At 67.9% G+C, this 16,321-nt stretch carries 10 protein-coding genes; 4 read left to right on the forward strand and 6 right to left on the reverse strand.

Annotated features, from left to right (window positions below):
• Window positions 1-150: 150 nt before the first annotated feature.
• Window positions 151-2,169, reverse strand: a complete 2,019-nt coding sequence (locus V1318_RS12800) for a M13 family metallopeptidase (RefSeq protein ID WP_332940072.1) — start codon at window positions 2,167-2,169, stop codon at window positions 151-153.
• A 434-nt stretch (window positions 2,170-2,603) separates the two neighbouring features.
• Between V1318_RS12800 and V1318_RS12805 the strand changes: the two genes are divergently transcribed.
• Entirely contained in the window at window positions 2,604-3,056 is a 453-nt protein-coding gene (locus V1318_RS12805; protein WP_332940073.1) for a hypothetical protein, read from the forward strand.
• Window positions 3,057-3,649: 593 nt separating this feature from the next.
• Here V1318_RS12805 and V1318_RS12810 read toward each other — a convergent pair.
• From V1318_RS12810 to V1318_RS12830, 5 genes are all read right to left on the reverse strand, one after another.
• Window positions 3,650-4,873 carry a hypothetical protein gene (locus V1318_RS12810; protein ID WP_332940074.1) on the reverse strand — a complete coding sequence of 408 codons (1,224 nt, stop codon included), beginning with the start codon at window positions 4,871-4,873 and terminating at the stop codon, window positions 3,650-3,652.
• A gap of 593 nt (window positions 4,874-5,466) precedes the next feature.
• Entirely contained in the window at window positions 5,467-6,024 is a 558-nt protein-coding gene (locus V1318_RS12815; RefSeq protein WP_332940075.1) for a DUF3228 family protein, read from the reverse strand.
• A gap of 98 nt (window positions 6,025-6,122) precedes the next feature.
• Complete coding sequence (locus V1318_RS12820) at window positions 6,123-6,938, reverse strand: alpha/beta hydrolase (RefSeq protein WP_332940076.1); 816 nt, start codon at window positions 6,936-6,938, stop codon at window positions 6,123-6,125.
• Window positions 6,939-7,127: 189 nt separating this feature from the next.
• The gene (locus tag V1318_RS12825) at window positions 7,128-8,777 is read right to left on the reverse strand and encodes a hypothetical protein (RefSeq protein WP_332940077.1); all 1,650 of its coding nucleotides are present in this window, start codon (window positions 8,775-8,777) and stop codon (window positions 7,128-7,130) included.
• Window positions 8,778-8,908: 131 nt separating this feature from the next.
• Window positions 8,909-12,352, reverse strand: a complete 3,444-nt coding sequence (locus tag V1318_RS12830; RefSeq protein WP_332940078.1) for a methylmalonyl-CoA mutase family protein — start codon at window positions 12,350-12,352, stop codon at window positions 8,909-8,911.
• 388 nt (window positions 12,353-12,740) lie between these two features.
• On the opposite strand from V1318_RS12830, the gene V1318_RS12835 reads away from it, so the two are divergent.
• The 3 genes from V1318_RS12835 to V1318_RS12845 all read left to right on the forward strand — a co-directional run bounded on the left by V1318_RS12835 (window position 12,741) and on the right by V1318_RS12845 (window position 16,294).
• Window positions 12,741-13,058 (forward strand): hypothetical protein, encoded by a 318-nt coding sequence (locus V1318_RS12835; protein ID WP_332940079.1) that lies wholly within the window; start codon window positions 12,741-12,743, stop codon window positions 13,056-13,058.
• A gap of 76 nt (window positions 13,059-13,134) precedes the next feature.
• Window positions 13,135-14,403 (forward strand): 2OG-Fe(II) oxygenase, encoded by a 1,269-nt coding sequence (locus tag V1318_RS12840; RefSeq protein WP_332940080.1) that lies wholly within the window; start codon window positions 13,135-13,137, stop codon window positions 14,401-14,403.
• 787 nt (window positions 14,404-15,190) lie between these two features.
• The gene (locus V1318_RS12845) at window positions 15,191-16,294 is read left to right on the forward strand and encodes a Glu/Leu/Phe/Val dehydrogenase dimerization domain-containing protein (RefSeq protein ID WP_055910189.1); all 1,104 of its coding nucleotides are present in this window, start codon (window positions 15,191-15,193) and stop codon (window positions 16,292-16,294) included.
• Window positions 16,295-16,321: the final 27 nt, after the last annotated feature.

Genomic DNA, 16,321 nt, shown 5'->3' on the forward strand with positions numbered 1-16,321 from the left:
CGGGGGGTGGGGTGGCGCGGTGTGTGGGGGGCGAATCGCGGCTTACGCCGCTCCCACAGGAAGCGGGAGGGTGGCGGCGACGGGGCGCCCCCCCTGCGTGCGATGACGGGGCGCAAGGCGGGCTGGGCCCGCCTTGCGCGTTGGATCGGCTCACCAGACTTCGCAGCGGTCCTTGGCCGGGCGCACCATCGGGGCGTCGGCCTTGCATTGGAAGGCCTGTTGGAACGCCGGCAGGTTGGACAGCGGGCCGTTGACGCGGTACTTGGCGATGGGGTGTGGGTCGCCCTGGATCATGCTGCGCTGGGTTTCCATGCGGGTTTCGTCGCCGCGCCATTGGCCCCAGGCGATGAAGAACTGCTGCTCGGGGGTGAAGCCGTCCAGGGTGGGTTCGGGGCCTTTGCCTTCGCGCGACTTCAGATAACCGCGGTAGGCGAGCTTGGCGCCGGCCAGGTCGCCGATGGATTCGCCCAGCACCAGCTTGCCGTTGTGGTGCACGCCGGGTTCGATGAAGTAGCCCTCGAACTGGTCGACCACGCATTGGCCCTTGGCGGCGAACTGCTTGCCGTCGGCGGGGGTCCACCAGTTGGCCAGGCGGCCCTGGGCGTCGAACTGGGCGCCCTGGTCGTCGAAGCCGTGGCTGATCTCGTGGCCGATGACCACGCCGATGGCGCCGTAGTTGACGGCGTCGGTGGCGGTGAGGTCGAACGCGGGCGGTTGCAGGATGCCGGCGGGGAAGACGATCTCGTTCTGTTGGGGGTTGTAGTAGGCGTTGGAGGTGGGCGGGGTCATGCCCCAGCGGCTGCGGTCGGTGGGTTTGCCGACCTGGCTGCGGTTGTCGGCGACGTTCCAGCGTTGCGCGGCGACCAGGTTGTCCCAGGCGGATCCGCGGCTGACGACCACGCCTTTGTAATCCTTGAACTTGTCGGGGTAGCCCAGTTTGGGGAAGAAGGTGGCGCGCTTTTCCAGGGCTTTTTGCTTGGTGGCCTCGTCCATCCAGTCGAGTTCGCGGAGGGTGTCGTCCATGGCCAGCAGGATGTTTTTGACCATCTCCTGCATGCGCGCCTTGGCTTCGGGCGGGAAGTATTTTTCGACGTACTTCTGGCCAAGGGCTTCGCCGAGCTGGGTGTCGGTGAGTTCGGCGCAGCGCTTCCAGCGCGGTTTGATCTGGGTGGCGCCGGTGAGGAACTTGCCGTTGAAGGCGAAGTTTTCCTCGACGAAGGGCGTGGAGAGGGAGTCGGCGAAGTAATTGAGCAGTTGCCACTCCAGATAGGTCTGCCATTGCGCGACCGGGGTGGTAGCCAGTTCCTTTTCGAACTGGCGCAGGAACTTGGGCTGGCTCACGTTGACGGCGTTGCGCGGGATGCCGGCGGCGTCGAAGTAGCGGGCCCAGTCGAAGCTGGGCGCCAGCTTGGTCAGGTCGGCGAAGGCAGTGGGGTTGTCCTGCAGTTTGGGATCACGCAGTTGCACGTTGTCCAGCGAGGCCTCGGCCAGGCGCTTTTCGAAGTCGAACACGACTTGGGCGTTCTGCTTGGCCTGCTCGACCGGCAATCCAGACAGTTCGAACAGCTTGGCGACGTGCACGAGGTACTTGGCGCGCGCTTCGACGAAACGGGGCTCGGGCTTGAGGTAATAGTCGCGGTCGGGCATGCCCAGGCCGCTGGCGTAGAGGTGGGCGACGGTGCGCGAGGGTTCGTGCAGGTCTTCGCCGGCGTAGAGGCCGAAGGGCACGGGCACACCGACGTCGTGCAGCTTGCCGATCATGCGTTGCACGTCGTCTTTTCCGCTGAAGCTGCTGATCTCAGCGCGCCAGGGTTGCAGCGGCTGGCTGCCCAGCGCGTCGATGCGGGATTCGTCCATGCAGGCGGCGTAGAAGTCGCCGGCGAGCTGGCCGGCGCTGCCCTTGGGCCAGTCGGTGCGCGCGGACAATTCGTTGAGGATGTCGCGCACGTGTTCCTTGTTGACCTCACCGGACTGCCAGCGCCGGCTCCAGCGGTCCATGTAGGCCGGGATCGGGTTCTGTTTGCGCCAGGCGCCGTTGGCGTAGTCGAAGAAGTCGGTGCACGGGTCGCCGGCGCGGTTGATGTCGGCGGGTTGGATGCCATGCACGGCGCCGGCGGAGGCGGTGGTGGAAGCGGCGAGCAATACGACTAGCGGAAGGCTGGACTTCATCGCGGCAACGTCCTTGCTGGAAGGGTTTGGTCACTATAGCCAGGGGGTGGAGGGGGGCCTGTACCGGAAGTCCTGGGGTGGTTTGGGAGGGTTGCGGTTTGATGGGTGCGCGCGGTAAGTGCGGTGGCGTGGTCGCGGCTTGCGCCGCTCCTACAGAGGGCCTTGGGGTGGCGTGGTGTGTGGGGTGGCGGGGTCGCGGCTTACGCCGCTCCTACCCCAAAGCCTGCTGTGGGAGCGGCGTTAGCCGCGAGGGTCGGTCGGTGTGTCGGTCACCTGCCCTACTCTCGTCCCTTAAGCTTCGGGCGGTGGGCTTGTGCGCCGGATCGTTGCGATGCGGTGGTGCAGGCCGAGGGAGCGCGGGCGCGGTGGGTGTGGGCCTGCGCGGGGATGACCACCAGGGGGATGAGATGACTCGATATCGGGGAGTTCGCAGGTTGGCCGTGCTGGCTGCGGCGGCGTTGTGCGTGTTGTCGGGGTGTGCGTCGGTGGGCAAAGGCGACGTTGCGGGCCTGCCCATGGAGCAGCGCGTGGGAACGGGCTTGTTGGGCGCCGGCTTGGTCGGCGCACCGGCGGGTTGGCCGGAGGCGGTGCCGTTGCCCGAAGGCGCGCCGATCGACGGCTACCGTTGCGTGGGGCGGCATTGCACCTTGTGGTTCGGGCTGATGACGCTCGACGAGGCGATGGCGCTGAAGCACAAATACATCAAGTTGCTGCGCGATAGCGGGCAATGGGAATTGCTGGGTTCGGACGAGCAGTACGAGGCGCAGGCCTTTCGCTATACGGGCAAGACGGAGTCCGGCTGCGGGTACACCTTGGAGATCGAGCAAGGGTCCATCCCGAACGACTATTACCATCGTTGGCGGGTGTCGACGTCGTTGACGTGGTGAGGGGGTTGGGGTGAGGGTTCAGCGCAAGCGATGGGCTGCAACCTCCTGCGGCCCTCATCCGCCCTTCGGGCCCCTTCTCCCGCACGCGGGAGAAGGGAAGATCAAAAGGCGCTGCGTGCTTTCGCCCTTCTCCTTCCGGGAGAGGGGTTGGGGTGAGGGTTCGGCGCGAGTGCGTGGCCGCCACCTCATCCCGGACCCTCATCCGGCGCTGCGCGCCACCTTCTCCCAAGGGAGAAGGGAAGACCAAAGGCGCTGCACGTCTTGGCAGGGAAGACCAAAAGCCTGTGTGCTTTAGCCCCTCTCCCTTGGGAGAGGGGTTGGGGTGAGGGTTCGGGGTGCGAGTAATGGGCTCCGACCGCCTGCGGCCCTCATCTGCCCTCCGGGCATCTTCTCACCCCTGGACACCCTCCGGGCGCCGCAAGCGGGAGAAGGGAGGATCAAGAGCGCGGCGGGCTTTGGTAGGAGCGGCGTGAGCCGCGACCGCGCAGTTGTGTCTACGGCGCGGGTGACGATTCGCGTAGCGATCGGCCAACGATGGCGCCCAGAGAAACGCCCGCCGGTGGCGGGCGTTTCGGGTACGGCGGTGCGGCGGTTTACTTCACGTAGATCGAGGTGATGTGCGAGCCCAGCGCGCTGCCGTTGACGCTGCTCATCTCGCCGTTCTTCCAGATCACGGCCTTGGCGTACTGGTTGATGATGTTGTTGGTGCTGCCGCCCACGTAGACGTCGGTGCCGTGGACGAAAACAGAGGTGGCGATGGCGCTTTCGCTCTCTTCGGACAGGTCCACGCCTGTGGTATTGATCCACAGCTTGGCCACGTACTTGCCGCTGGGGCGCAGCTCCCAACCGACGGCGTAGACGCGAGTGCCCACGACCTGCAGGTCGGTCACGCGGGAGTGCATGCCCGCCTTGCCCAGGGTCACGCCGTAGAAGACGCCCGGCGTGCCGTAGTCGGCGGGCGCCGCGCCGTGCGATAGCGCGCGGTAGATGTAGCCGGCACGGTAGAAGATGCTGTTCTCATGGGCATAAGGCGCGAACGAGCCGCCCGCGTACACGTTGGTGGTGGTGGTGGTGACGGCCTCCACGTAAGGCAGCGGGAAGTATGGGATCTCGGTGCCGTTGACCCACATCGTGCCGCTGCCGAACGCGCCGGGGGTTGTCGGGTGGCCTTCCATCGTGAATGCGTGGGTACCGACGACATAGGTCTGGCCGTTGCGCACGGCCATGCGCGTGCCCATGCCGCGGTAGGCGCTGGGGTTGATCGGCAGCAAGGTCATCTGGCCGTTCTTCCAGTACACCGGCTTCATGTCGGCGAAGTTGGGCTGGGGGCCGGCGATGCTGCTGAACTTCGCGTCGGTGTAGCCGGTGGTGTAGATCGTGTTGCCTTCGATGAACAAACCCTTGGCGCCGGCGAACTGGTTGACGTAGGTGCTTGAGATGCTGGCGATCTGGCTGTGGATCTGGCCGTTCTTCCAGACCATGGCCGAGGAATCGGCGGCGGCGGCGTTGTTGGTGGTGATGTTGGCGGTGCCGGCCACGTAGACGTCGGGCTCGCCGGTTTCGAAGTTGTCGACCACGAAGATATCGTTGGCTTCCTTGGCGCCGGTGTTGTAGCTGTTGACCAGCGGCGGCAGGTCGGTGCGCACGCCGTCCACCCACATGGCGGCTTGCCAGTTCGGGGTGTAGGCGGTGCCGACGGCGTAGACCTTGGGGGTGTCGACCGGGCCGCAGGGGTTGCAGAGCTCGAGTGCGGCGACCGGCAGCGACAGCGCGGACAGCAGTACGGTCGCCAGCAGGCGGGGCTTGAGGTTCTTCATGGGTGCCTGGATTCCTTGGTGGGCAGACGCCGCAGTCGTTGCGGCGCGCAGAGGTAGACCGGTGCGGCGCCGGAAACATGACAGGCGGGATGGCGGAAGTGCGGCGGCGTCAGCGGAAGCCGGAGCCGTCGTTTGGATGGCGGTGGGGTTGCGGCCTGCGTGTGGGAGCGAGTGCGGCTTACGCTGTTCCTGCGGGTTGCGACGCCGCTGGGGGGATGGCGCTTGGGGGGATCGCGGCTTACGCCGCTCTCACAAGGGGCGCGGCGATGCGGGTTGGGGCGTCGCTGGCCTCTGGTTGACGGGTCGCGGCTTGCGCCGCTCCTACAGGGGGAGCGGCGGTGCGGGTTGGGACGACGCTGGCCTGTGGTTGACGGGTCGCGGCTTGCGCCGCTCCTACAGGGGGAGCGGCGGTGCGGGTTGGGACGACGCTGGTCTCTGGTGGGCGGGTCGCGGCTTACGCCGCTCCTACAGGGGGGTGCGGCGGTGCGGGTTGGGACGACGCTGGCCTCTGGTGGGCGGGTCGCGGCTTGCGCCGTTTCTAACTTAAAACGATTGGGGTGGCGCGGGTGCGGGGCGTTGGCGCTACGGGGCGCTTAGCCGCGCCAGTTGGCGTGGCTGCGCCAGAACTCGACGCTGCGCTGGTAGGCGGCGCGGTCCAGGCGGACGCCGGAGCCGCCCTCCTCCACGCCCAGGGCGTTGCGCATCATGGTGATCGGCGCCATCGGCGTTTCCACTGGTTCGGCGGTGTACATGCAGCCGACCACGCCCCAGTCGGCGTCGGTGCGGGTGCCCTCTTTCGCCAACTGCTCGCGGCTGTAGAGGATGACGATCAGGTAGTCGGCCACCGGCGGGTCCAGGCCTTCGAACCAGCGCACCAGCACGGGCAACTCGTCCTGGGTGCGCGCGTCGTAGTCGCTGCGCAGCAGGTGGCGGTTGGCGTCGGTGATGGGCACGGCCAGGCAGCGGGTCGAGGTCCAGTTGCGATGCACGTGCAGCTTGCAGAACGGCGCGTAGCCGTCGAGCACCTGCAGCGGCGCCACCTCGTTGAGGTGGCGCTCGAACTGGTCGGGCGTGCAGTCCTGGATGGTGTTGCGGCGCGGCTCGCGCGGGAACAGGCGGGCGCGGGCGAAATCGGTGAGGACGATGGTCATGCGGGGCGCGGGCGACGAGGACAGCGCATTATCCGGCATGCGCGCGGCCTGTCTTCAAACCGGGTTCCGCCGCATGGCGCGGCGGAACCCGGCGGGCATCAACGACCGTCCGGCGCGTTTCCGGCGACGGAGCGCACAGCCTCGGCAACCGCCTTCGGGGCCTCGCGGTGGATGTTGTGGCCGGTGGCGAAGTAGCGGTGCGTGCCGCGTGAGTACGCGGCGAACAGGGCCGCGTGCTGGCGCTTCCACAGCGCCTTGCCCTGCGCGGTTTCCTCGAACACGAAGGGCTCGGCCGCCACTTGCGTGGAGGTCATCAGGGCCACCGGCAGATCGGGTTCGCGCTGCGGCGCCAGCGCCGCTTCGCTGTCCAGCTGGGCGATCAGCAGCTTGTAGTCGGCGACCCACTTGGGCGGCAGGACCGACTCCAGGGTGCGGTCGTCGGCCAGCACGCGCTCGCGATCGGCCTTCATGAACTCGTGCCGCTGCGACAGCGTGGCCGGATCGACCAGCACCAGGCCCTGCAGGCGCTCGGGATGACGCCGCGCGTACTCGGTGGCCAACAGGCCGCCGTAGGAATGGCCCACCAGCACGATCTTTCGGCCCGGCGCCAGCGCCTCGATCACCGCGCCCAGGTCCTGCACGTGCTGGTCGATGGTCTTGGCCTGGCCGTCGCTGCCGGACTTGCCCAGGCCGGCGCGCGCATAGGCGATGCATCGGCACTGCGGGCCGAGGTCGGCGATGACGTCCTTCCACACACCCGCGTCCTGGCCGAAGCCGGACTCGAACACGACGGCCATGGGGCCCTCGCCTTGCTGCTCCGCCGACAGGCTGTAGCCCGTACGCGCGACCTGCACTTCCCCCGCGTAGGCGCCCGTCGCGCACAGTGCTAGCAACGACAACGCCCATGCTTTCATCGACAACGCTTTATGCACTGCATTCCCCTGTGATTTCGATTTGAGTTGGCCCGTCGCAAGGACGGCCAGGAAGTGTATCGGTGATGGACACGGCCGGGCAGCGGGTGGAGGTCCAGTTGCGGTGCACGTGCAGCTTGCAAGAGGACGATGGTCATGCGGGGCTCCGAACGAAGAGGCTGGCCGCGCCTGTCACAGCGCGGAGAACTCCGCCTCCCACTTGCCGTTGTGCAAGCCGAGGATGCTGGCATCGGGCGCGAAACAAAGCACGGGCAGGTCCGGGGCGATGCGCATCAGGCGGCAATTGAACGGCGCCTCGCCCGTTTTGTCCCAGTCGTTCTTGGCCGGCACGAAGGTGTAGGTCTCCCACACGCCGCTGAAGGCATTCATGTTCCAGCGGCTGGCCCAGCCGCGGTCGGCGCTGTCCATCTGCACGTCGTTGATGATGTAGGGCGGTCGGCCGATCTGGGCCCAGGTGTCGCCGTGGTCGGAGGAGATATGGACCTTGGAGAAGGCGCCCTGGCTCCAAAGCGCGCTCACCACGCCGGTGGTCGGATCGATGCGATGAGAGGAAATGCGCGCGCCGGGGGTGATGGTCTTCCACTGCCCGCTGGCCAGGTCCAGCCGTTGCAGGGCCGTACCGGCCAGGACGTAGTAGCGTCCGCCCGCCAACTGCCCGCGCGCGCCGAGCCAACCGACCTGATCCTTGGGCGCCAGGACGAATTCCTTGGACAGGGCCAGGTCGGCGAGGTCGTCGCTGCGCCCGATGTAGACGCGCAGGCGCACCGAGGGCGTGCCTCTCACGGCGGCCACCAGGCCGTTGCCGCGCGGGGCGTTGGAATCCTCGAACTTTTCGGTGGAGGTGACGATCCAGCTGCCGTCGGCGTGGTCGATGTCGATGATGGATTCCAGACGGCCCAGGGCCTTCAGCTCCGCCCAGGTCGCGCCGCCGTCGCGGCTGGCGCGCAGGTGGCCGTCGTCGCTGCCGGCGACCAGGCGACCGTCGGCGTGCTCCACCGCCAGGATCTGCCGCAGCGTGTCCATGCCCGTGCTGCTCCACTGACCATCCGGCGTGCGCTTGCGCAACTGCCCGAGGTCGGCGGGGAAGAACAGCGTGCCGTCGGCGAGCCGCGCGGGCTCGTCCTGCAGCGGCGGCGTGATGCCACGAAGCAGGCGCAGGAATTCCTTGGGGTCCTTGGCCGCGATCAGCGCGTCCTGGGTGGAAGGCTTGTTGACCTTGCGATCGTAGGCCAGCAGCAGGTCGGCGATCAGGCCCAGGCCGGTCTTCTCACGGATGGTGATGGGCGCGGACACCGAGGCCATCGAAAAAGGAATGGGGGCCGGGTCTTTCAGCACCGCCGCGATCGGCTTGATGGCTTCCGCCAGCGCCCCCGCATGCTCCGGATGCGGGACCGGCACCACGACGAACTGATAGCCGCCCACATTCACCGGCATCAGGTCGCCCAGGTCCGTCACACGCCCCGCCTGGACCTCGAACTCCGGCCCTTCCCGCCAATCGGACGCGAGTTTGTCCGGCGGACCGAATGCAGGCGCGGCCGGCCATTTGAGTACGCCCCAGAGTTTGATCTTGTAGCGGCCTGCCGGCAGCCACTTCGCGACGGCGTGCGCCGCAGGCAACGACGTCACGGCCGCCGGTGTGTCTATCACCCAATCCTTGCCGCCCGCCACCGGAGTGACGGTGAGCGCTTCGCCGCCGCCCTTCGGGAATGAGGCATAGACATAACCGTGCGTAGGCGCCAACTCGGCCGGTACCTGCGGTTTTTCCTTGGCGGCTGCCGGCAGCGCCAGCATCAGGCCCATCGCAAACAAAATGGCTCGCACTCGAACTCCCCCTGGACGAATCGCAATTCATGCCGAGGAAGTCCGAACAGACGCGTCCCCCCGGCGCATCAACCACCGGAGCACATCGGCGCCGGGACGGGCGCGGGAACACTCCCGCACCCGCACAAGCTTCACATATTGCGGCGGTATTCGCCGCCCACGTCGTACAGCGCGTGGCTGATCTGGCCCAGGCTGTGGGTCTTGACCGCTTCCATCAGGCTGGCGAACACGTTCTTGCGCTCGCGCGCGGCGGCCTGCAGGCCCTTGAGGCCGTCGGCGGCGTAGGCGTTGCGGCCGGTCTGGTAGGCCAGCACGTTGTCGATCTGCTGGCCCTTTTCGGCTTCGGTGGAGCGGATCAGTTCGATCTCGGTGACGATGTCGCCGCCGTGGTCCTTGGGCAGGAAGGTGTTGACGCCGACCAGCGGCAGGCTGCCGTCGTGCTTCTTGTGTTCGTAGTACAGCGACTCTTCCTGGATCTTGCCGCGCTGGTACATGGTGTCCATGGCGCCGAGCACGCCACCGCGCTCGCTGATGGCCTCGAATTCCTGGTAGACGGCTTCCTCGACGATGTCGGTGAGGTAGTCGACGGCGAAGCTGCCCTGCCAGGGGTTTTCGTTGAAGTTCAGGCCCAGCTCTTTGTTGATGATCATCTGGATCGCCACGGCGCGGCGCACCGACTCTTCGGTGGGCGTGGTGATGGCTTCGTCGTAGGCGTTGGTGTGCAGGCTGTTGCAGTTGTCGAACAGCGCGTACAGGGCCTGCAGGGTGGTGCGGATGTCGTTGAACTGGATTTCCTGGGCGTGCAGGGAGCGGCCCGAGGTTTGGATGTGGTACTTCATCATCTGGCTGCGCGGGTCGGCGCCGTAGCGCTCGCGCATGGCGCGGGCCCAGATGCGGCGGGCGACGCGGCCGATGACGGTGTACTCCGGGTCCATGCCGTTGCTGAAGAAGAACGACAGGTTGGGCGCGAAGTCGTCGATCTTCATCCCGCGGGCGAGGTAGTACTCGACGATGGTGAAGCCGTTGGACAGGGTGAAGGCGAGCTGGCTGATCGGGTTGGCGCCGGCTTCGGCGATGTGGTAGCCCGAGATCGACACCGAGTAGAAGTTGCGGACGTTCTTGTCGACGAAGTACTGCTGGATGTCGCCCATCATGCGCAGGGCGAACTCGGTGCTGAAGATGCAGGTGTTCTGGGCCTGGTCCTCTTTCAGGATGTCGGCCTGGACGGTGCCGCGCACGGTGGCCAGGGTGTGGTCCTTGATGCGCTGGTAGGTCTCCGGGTCGACGACCTGGTCGCCGGTGATGCCGAGCAGGCCCAGGCCGAGGCCGTCGTTGGTCTCGGGCAGCAGGCCGCCGTACTGCGGGCGCTGCTTGCCCTCGTAGAGCTTTTCGATGGTGTCGTGGGCAGCGTCCCAGCGCGCGCCGTCCTCGCGCAGGTACTTCTCGACCTGCTGGTCGATGGCGGTGTTCATGAACATCGCCAGCAGCATCGGCGCGGGGCCGTTGATGGTCATCGACACCGAGGTGGTGGGCGCGCACAGGTCGAAGCCGGAGTACAGCTTCTTCATGTCGTCCAGCGAGGCGATGTTGACGCCGGAATTGCCGATCTTGCCGTAGATGTCCGGGCGCACGGCCGGGTCTTCGCCGTACAGGGTGACGCTGTCGAAGGCGGTGGACAGGCGCGCGGCCGGCTGGCCGACCGACAGGTAGTGGAAGCGGCGGTTGGTGCGCTCGGGCGTGCCTTCGCCGGCGAACATGCGGATGGGGTCTTCGCCGGTGCGGCGGTAGGGATAGACGCCGCCGGTGTAGGGGTAGTAGCCCGGCAGGTTTTCCTTCTGCAGGAAGGTCAGCAGCTCGCCCCAGCTCTTGTAGGTGGGCGCGGCGATCTTGGGGATCTTCTGGTGGCTGAGCGAGTCGCGGTAGTTCTCGACGCGGATGGTCTTGTCGCGGACCTTGTACTCGTTGACCTCGTCGGTGATCGACTTCAGGCGCGCGGGCCAGTCGCGCAGCAGCTTGAGGGCTTCGGAGCTGAGCGATTGGACGGCGTCGTTGTAGCGCTGGCGCAGGGTGAGCAGGGTGCGGTCGCCGCCGTCCAGCAGGGCTTCGGCGGCGTAGAGATCGAGCTGCTTGGGCAGTTGCCCGTCGCCCAGGTCGTGCAGCGATTGCCAGTACGACTGCGCGCGGTCGGCGACCTCGGCCTGGGTCTCGATCTGGCGGTTGATCGCCCTGCCCTGTTCGGCGATCTCGGCCAGGTAGCGCACGCGCGCGCCCGGGATCAGCACGGTGGCGCGCGGTTCCTTGAGGTCGGTGTTGACGTCCGGGGTCCAGCGCTGCGCCGGCAGCGAGAGCTTCTCGCGCAGCAGGCGGCACAGGTTGGCGAACATCCAGCTGATGCCGGGGTCGTTGAACTGGCTGGCGATAGTCGGGTAGACCGGGATGTCCTCGTCCTTGGTGGCGAAGGCGACGCGGTTGCGCTTCCACTGCTTGCGCACGTCGCGCAAGGCGTCTTCGGCGCCGCGCTTGTCGAACTTGTTGAGCACGACCAGCTCGGCGTAGTCGAGCATGTCGATCTTTTCCAGCTGGCTGGGCGCGCCGAAGTCGCTGGTCATGACGTACATGGGGAAGTCGACCAGGTCGACGATCTCCGAGTCGCTCTGGCCGATGCCGGCGGTCTCGACGATGACCAGGTCGTAGCCCAGGCCCTTGAGGAAGCCGATGCAGTCCTTGAGCACGGCGTTGGTGGCCACGTGCTGGCGGCGGGTGGCCATGGAGCGCATATAGACGCGCGGGCTGCGCAGCGAGTTCATGCGGATGCGGTCGCCCAGCAGCGCGCCGCCGGTGCGGCGGCGGGTCGGGTCGACCGAGATCACCGCGATGCGCATCTCGGGGAAGTTGGCCAGGAAGCGGTTGAGCAGTTCGTCGGTGACCGAGGACTTGCCGGCGCCGCCGGTGCCGGTGATGCCCACCACCGGGGTCTTGCCGCCGGACAGCTGCCATTGCTTGCGCAGGTGGGCGAGCTGGGCTTCGTCGAGCAGGCCTTCCTCGATCGCCGACAGGGTCTTGCCGATGGTGATTTCGTCGTCGATCGCGGCCGGCTTGTCGGGCGCGGTGTCGGCGATGCGGCCCTCGTTGGCGCGGCGGATCACGTCCTCGATCATCGCCACCAGACCCATGTGCATGCCGTCGTTGGGGTGGTAGATGCGCTCGACGCCGTAGGCCTGGAGTTCGCGGATTTCCTCGGGGGTGATGGTGCCGCCGCCGCCGCCGAACACGCGGATGTGGCCGGCGCCGCGTTCCCTGAGCATGTCGACCATGTACTTGAAGTACTCGACGTGGCCGCCCTGGTAGCTGGACAGGGCGATGCCGTCGGCGTCTTCCTGCAGGGCGGCGCGGACCACGTCCTCGACCGAGCGGTTGTGGCCCAGGTGGACCACTTCCGCGCCCTGGCCCTGGATCAGGCGACGCATGATGTTGATCGCGGCGTCGTGACCGTCGAACAGGCTGGCGGCGGTGACGAAGCGCAGCGGGGTGGCGTCGGCCTGGGCGGCGGGGACTACGGCAACGGGAGTGCTCATGGCGCGCTCAATACGAAAAACGGATATCGCGCATTGTAGCGCGCGGGGGTGTCGGGGCTGGAGGCCGGGGACGTGCGGGCGGGTATGGGGCGATGGCGGGAGAGGCCGGGCCCGCTTCCTGTGGGAGCGGCGTGAGCCGCGATCGGTGTGTGGTGTCGCAGCCCATCGCCGGCTAACGCCGGCAGGTGTGGTGGCGAATCGCGGCTCACGCCGCTCCCACAGAAAGCCAGAGCTAGAGCCAAAGCCGACGCGGAGCCGTTCACGCGCAGCGAGCTGGGCTTCAGCTTGCTGGCGTGGCACTGAATCGCCGCAGGCGATGCGTCAACAGCGCCGGCGATACGGACGTTGTCGGGCTGACGGCGGATGGCGCCGGTAGCGGAGCAGGAAGATGACGATGCGTCCCTGGGTATTGGCTGCGGCGGTCGCGGTGGCAGCGCTGGGCACGGTGCATGCGCCGCCGGCGCAGGCGCGCGGCTATGTCGACGTGAGCGTGCGGGTGGCGCCGCCGCCGGTGCGCTACGAGCGGGTGCGGCTGCGCCCGGGCTATGCGTGGGCGCCGGGCTATTGGCGCTGGAACGGGCACCGCCACGTCTGGGTCGGCGGGCACTACGTGCGCGTGCGGCCGGGCTATGTCTACGTCGCGCCGCGCTGGCACCGGCACGGGCCGGGCTGGCGCTTCAACGACGGCTATTGGGCCCGGCGCTGAAGCCGGCGCGGGCGTTGCGGAACCGTAACGCCCGCGGCGTCTGCCCAGCGGCGCGAGGCTCGGTTACGCTCAGGCGATGAGCGACGACCCCGACCTCACCCGCCTGCGCCTGGACGCCGAACACGGCTCGCCGCAAGCCCTGTACCGCCTGGCGACCGCGCTGGTCGTGCGCCAGCGCCTGGACGAAGCCTGCATGCTGCACCGGCGCGCGGCCGAGGCCGGGCTGGCCAATGCGCAGATCGAGTACGCGCGCATGCTGATGTTCGGGGTGGGCACCGAGCCCGACCCCGAGCACGCGGTGGAATGGCTGCTGCGCGCGGAGGCGGCCGGCAGCCCGATCGCGGGGTATTTCCTGGCCCTGATCGCCCTGGGCGGGCTGGCCTTGCCGCACGACGGGCGCAGCAACGAGCGCCTGCTGGCGGCGGTCCAGGCCGACTATCCGCCGGCTTTGCGCGCGGCGGCGATCCACTTCGGGCGCCGCCCGAACGAACGCGACCAGACCCTGTGCCTGCAGCTGCTGGAACGCGGCGCGGGACGCGGCGATATCGTCGCCGCGCGCCTGCTGGCCGAGCGCCTGGCGCGCGGCGAAGGCTGCCCGGCGCAGCCGCAGGCGGCGCAGGACATCCTGCAGCAGTTGGCCGCGCACGGCGTGACCCGCCTGCCGGCCAGCACGCCCCCGCCGCCGGCGATGCGCGCGCCGATCGCGCCGGGCACCTTGGCGCTGGAGGAAGCTTTGCAACCGGTCGCGGTGACGCCGTTGTCGTCGGCGCCGCGCGTGGCGACGGTGGATGGCTTGCTGTCGGCGGACGAATGCCGTCTGCTGATCGCCAGCGCCCAGCCTTCGCTGCAGCGTTCGCAGACCATCAACCCGGACACCGGCGAGCCGATGCCGCACGAGCAGCGCACCAGCAGCGATTCGGCGATCGATCCCATCATCGAGGACCTGGCGCTGCGCGTGGTGCAGTTGCGCCTGGCCCATGCCGCCGGCGTCGCCCTGCCCCAGGCCGAACACCTGACCGTGCTGCGCTATGCGCCCGGCGAGGAATACCGCCCGCATCGCGACTACCGCCCGCCGGGATCGCTGGAACGCGACCGGCCCGGCGCGGGCAACCGGCTGCGCACGATCTGCGTCTACCTCAATGCGGTCGAGGCCGGCGGCGAAACCGAGTTCCCGGTGGCCGGCCTGCGGGTCGCGCCGCTGCCGGGGCGAGCGCTGATCTTCGACAACCTGCATGCGGACGGGCGGCCGGATCCGGATTCGCTGCATGCCGGCCTGCCGGTGTTGCGCGGGGAAAAATGGCTGGCGACGCTGTGGCTGCGGGAACGGCCGTATCGGTTGTTTTGAGCGGCAGTTCGGTATTCGGTATTCGGCAACGCCTGCGCGCGTACTGCTTTGGGGTAGGAGCGGCGTGAGCCGCGACATGGTTTCCGAGCTGGCGCCGTTGTTGCGATGACGCGATCGCGGCTTACGCCGCTCCCACAGAAGTCTGGCGCTGCGCTCGAAGCAGGACCGCCGCGGGCTCCGTGACTGCCGCGCGCTTCTTGTGGGAGCGCCGTGAGCCGCGATTCGGTGGCCGCGGGAACGTGGCGCCGGCATGTGCGGTGGCGCGGTCGCGGCGTGTGCCGCTCCTACAGGGAGCGGCCGCAAGGCGCTTCGGCTTTGGGGTAGGAGCCGCGTGAGCCGCGACATGGTTCCCGAGCTGGCGCCGTTGTTGCGATGACGCGATCGCGGCTTACGCCGCTCCCACAGAAGGCTGGCGCTGCGCTCGAAGCAGGACCGCGGTCGGGCTCCGTGACTGCCGCGCGCTTCTTGTGGGAGCGGCGTGAGCCGCGATTCGGCGGCCCGGCGAGCGGCGCCGCATGTGTGGCAGCGCGGTCGCGGCTAGCGCTGCTCCTACCCAAGGCGAATCGGGAACCCGCATTCATGTTTGCCCCGGACCGGGCTCCACGCTGGCGGTTCGCGGGCGCTCGGGCACGCATACGTAGCCGTATCCCCCGATTGCTTTAGACTGTCGCCCCTGCGGCGTCCGCAGTGAAGGCCCCGCGCAAGCGAATTCCTTTAAATTCACCGACTTACCAGACACTTCTGGCGTTAAGCGCAATGCGCGATCCACGCCGTTTCGGAGCACCCGATGATTTTCGAAACCCTCGACACCTTCGGCCATGAGCAGGTCGTGTTCTGCCATAACAAGGACGCCGGCCTGAAGGCCATCATCGCGATCCACAACACGGTGCTGGGCCCGGCCCTGGGCGGCCTGCGCATGTGGCCGTACAAGACCGAGCAGGACGCGCTCAACGACGTGCTGCGTCTGAGCCGCGGCATGACCTACAAGAACGCGGTCGCGGGCCTGAACATCGGCGGCGGCAAGGCGGTGATCATCGGCGATCCGGCCGCCGACAAGTCCGAGGCGCTGTTCCGCGCGTTCGGCAAGTTCGTCGATTCGCTGGGCGGCCGTTACATCACCGCCGAGGACGTCGGCATCGACGTCAACGACATGGAATACGTCTACCGCGAGACCGAGTACGTCACCGGCGTGCACCAGGTCCACGGCGGTTCGGGCGACCCCTCGCCGTTCACCGCCTACGGCACCCTGCAGGGCCTGATGGCGGCGCTGAACAAGCGCTTCGGCGACGAGGAAGTGGGCAAGTACAGCTACGCCGTGCAGGGCCTGGGCCACGTCGGCATGGAGTTCGTGAAGCTGCTGAAGGAACGCGGCGCCAAGATCTTCGTCACCGACATCAACAAGGGCCTGGTCGACAAGGCCGTGAGCGAGTACGGCGCCGAAGCGGTGAGCCTGGACGAGATCTACGACGTCAACGCCGACGTCTACTCGCCCTGCGCCCTGGGCGGCACCATCAACGAGCAGACCCTGCCCCGCCTGAAGGCCAAGATCATCTGCGGCGCGGCCAACAACCAGCTGGCCAACAACGCGATCGGCGACGAAGTGTCCAAGCGCGGCATCCTGTACGCGCCGGACTACGCGGTGAACGCGGGCGGCGTGATGAACGTGGCGCTGGAACTGGACGGCTACAACCGCGAGCGCGCCATGCGCATGATGCGCACGATCTACCACAACCTCGGCCGCATCTTCGAAATCGCCGAGCGCGACGCCATCCCGACCTACAAGGCCGCCGACCGTCTGGCCGAAGAGCGCATCGACGCGATCGGCAAGCTCAAGCTGCCGATGGGTCGCACGGCCCCGAGCTTCCGGGGTCGAATCCGCGGCGGCCACTAAGCGATTCGACGACGACGGGGCCGCAAG

It is taken from the genome of Lysobacter sp. CCNWLW3, from assembly GCF_036697405.1.
Lineage (GTDB): Bacteria > Pseudomonadota > Gammaproteobacteria > Xanthomonadales > Xanthomonadaceae > Lysobacter.

Coding starts and splice junctions, on each gene's coding strand:
- V1318_RS12800 (WP_332940072.1), bottom strand. CDS start 2,169: ATGAAGTCCAGCCTTCCGCTAGTCGTATTGCTCGCCGCTTCCACCACC.
- V1318_RS12810 (WP_332940074.1), bottom strand. CDS start 4,873: ATGAAGAACCTCAAGCCCCGCCTGCTGGCGACCGTACTGCTGTCCGCG.
- V1318_RS12815 (WP_332940075.1), bottom strand. CDS start 6,024: ATGACCATCGTCCTCACCGATTTCGCCCGCGCCCGCCTGTTCCCGCGC.
- V1318_RS12820 (WP_332940076.1), bottom strand. CDS start 6,938: ATGAAAGCATGGGCGTTGTCGTTGCTAGCACTGTGCGCGACGGGCGCC.
- V1318_RS12830 (WP_332940078.1), bottom strand. CDS start 12,352: ATGAGCACTCCCGTTGCCGTAGTCCCCGCCGCCCAGGCCGACGCCACC.
- V1318_RS12835 (WP_332940079.1), top strand. CDS start 12,741: ATGACGATGCGTCCCTGGGTATTGGCTGCGGCGGTCGCGGTGGCAGCG.
- V1318_RS12840 (WP_332940080.1), top strand. CDS start 13,135: ATGAGCGACGACCCCGACCTCACCCGCCTGCGCCTGGACGCCGAACAC.
- V1318_RS12845 (WP_055910189.1), top strand. CDS start 15,191: ATGATTTTCGAAACCCTCGACACCTTCGGCCATGAGCAGGTCGTGTTC.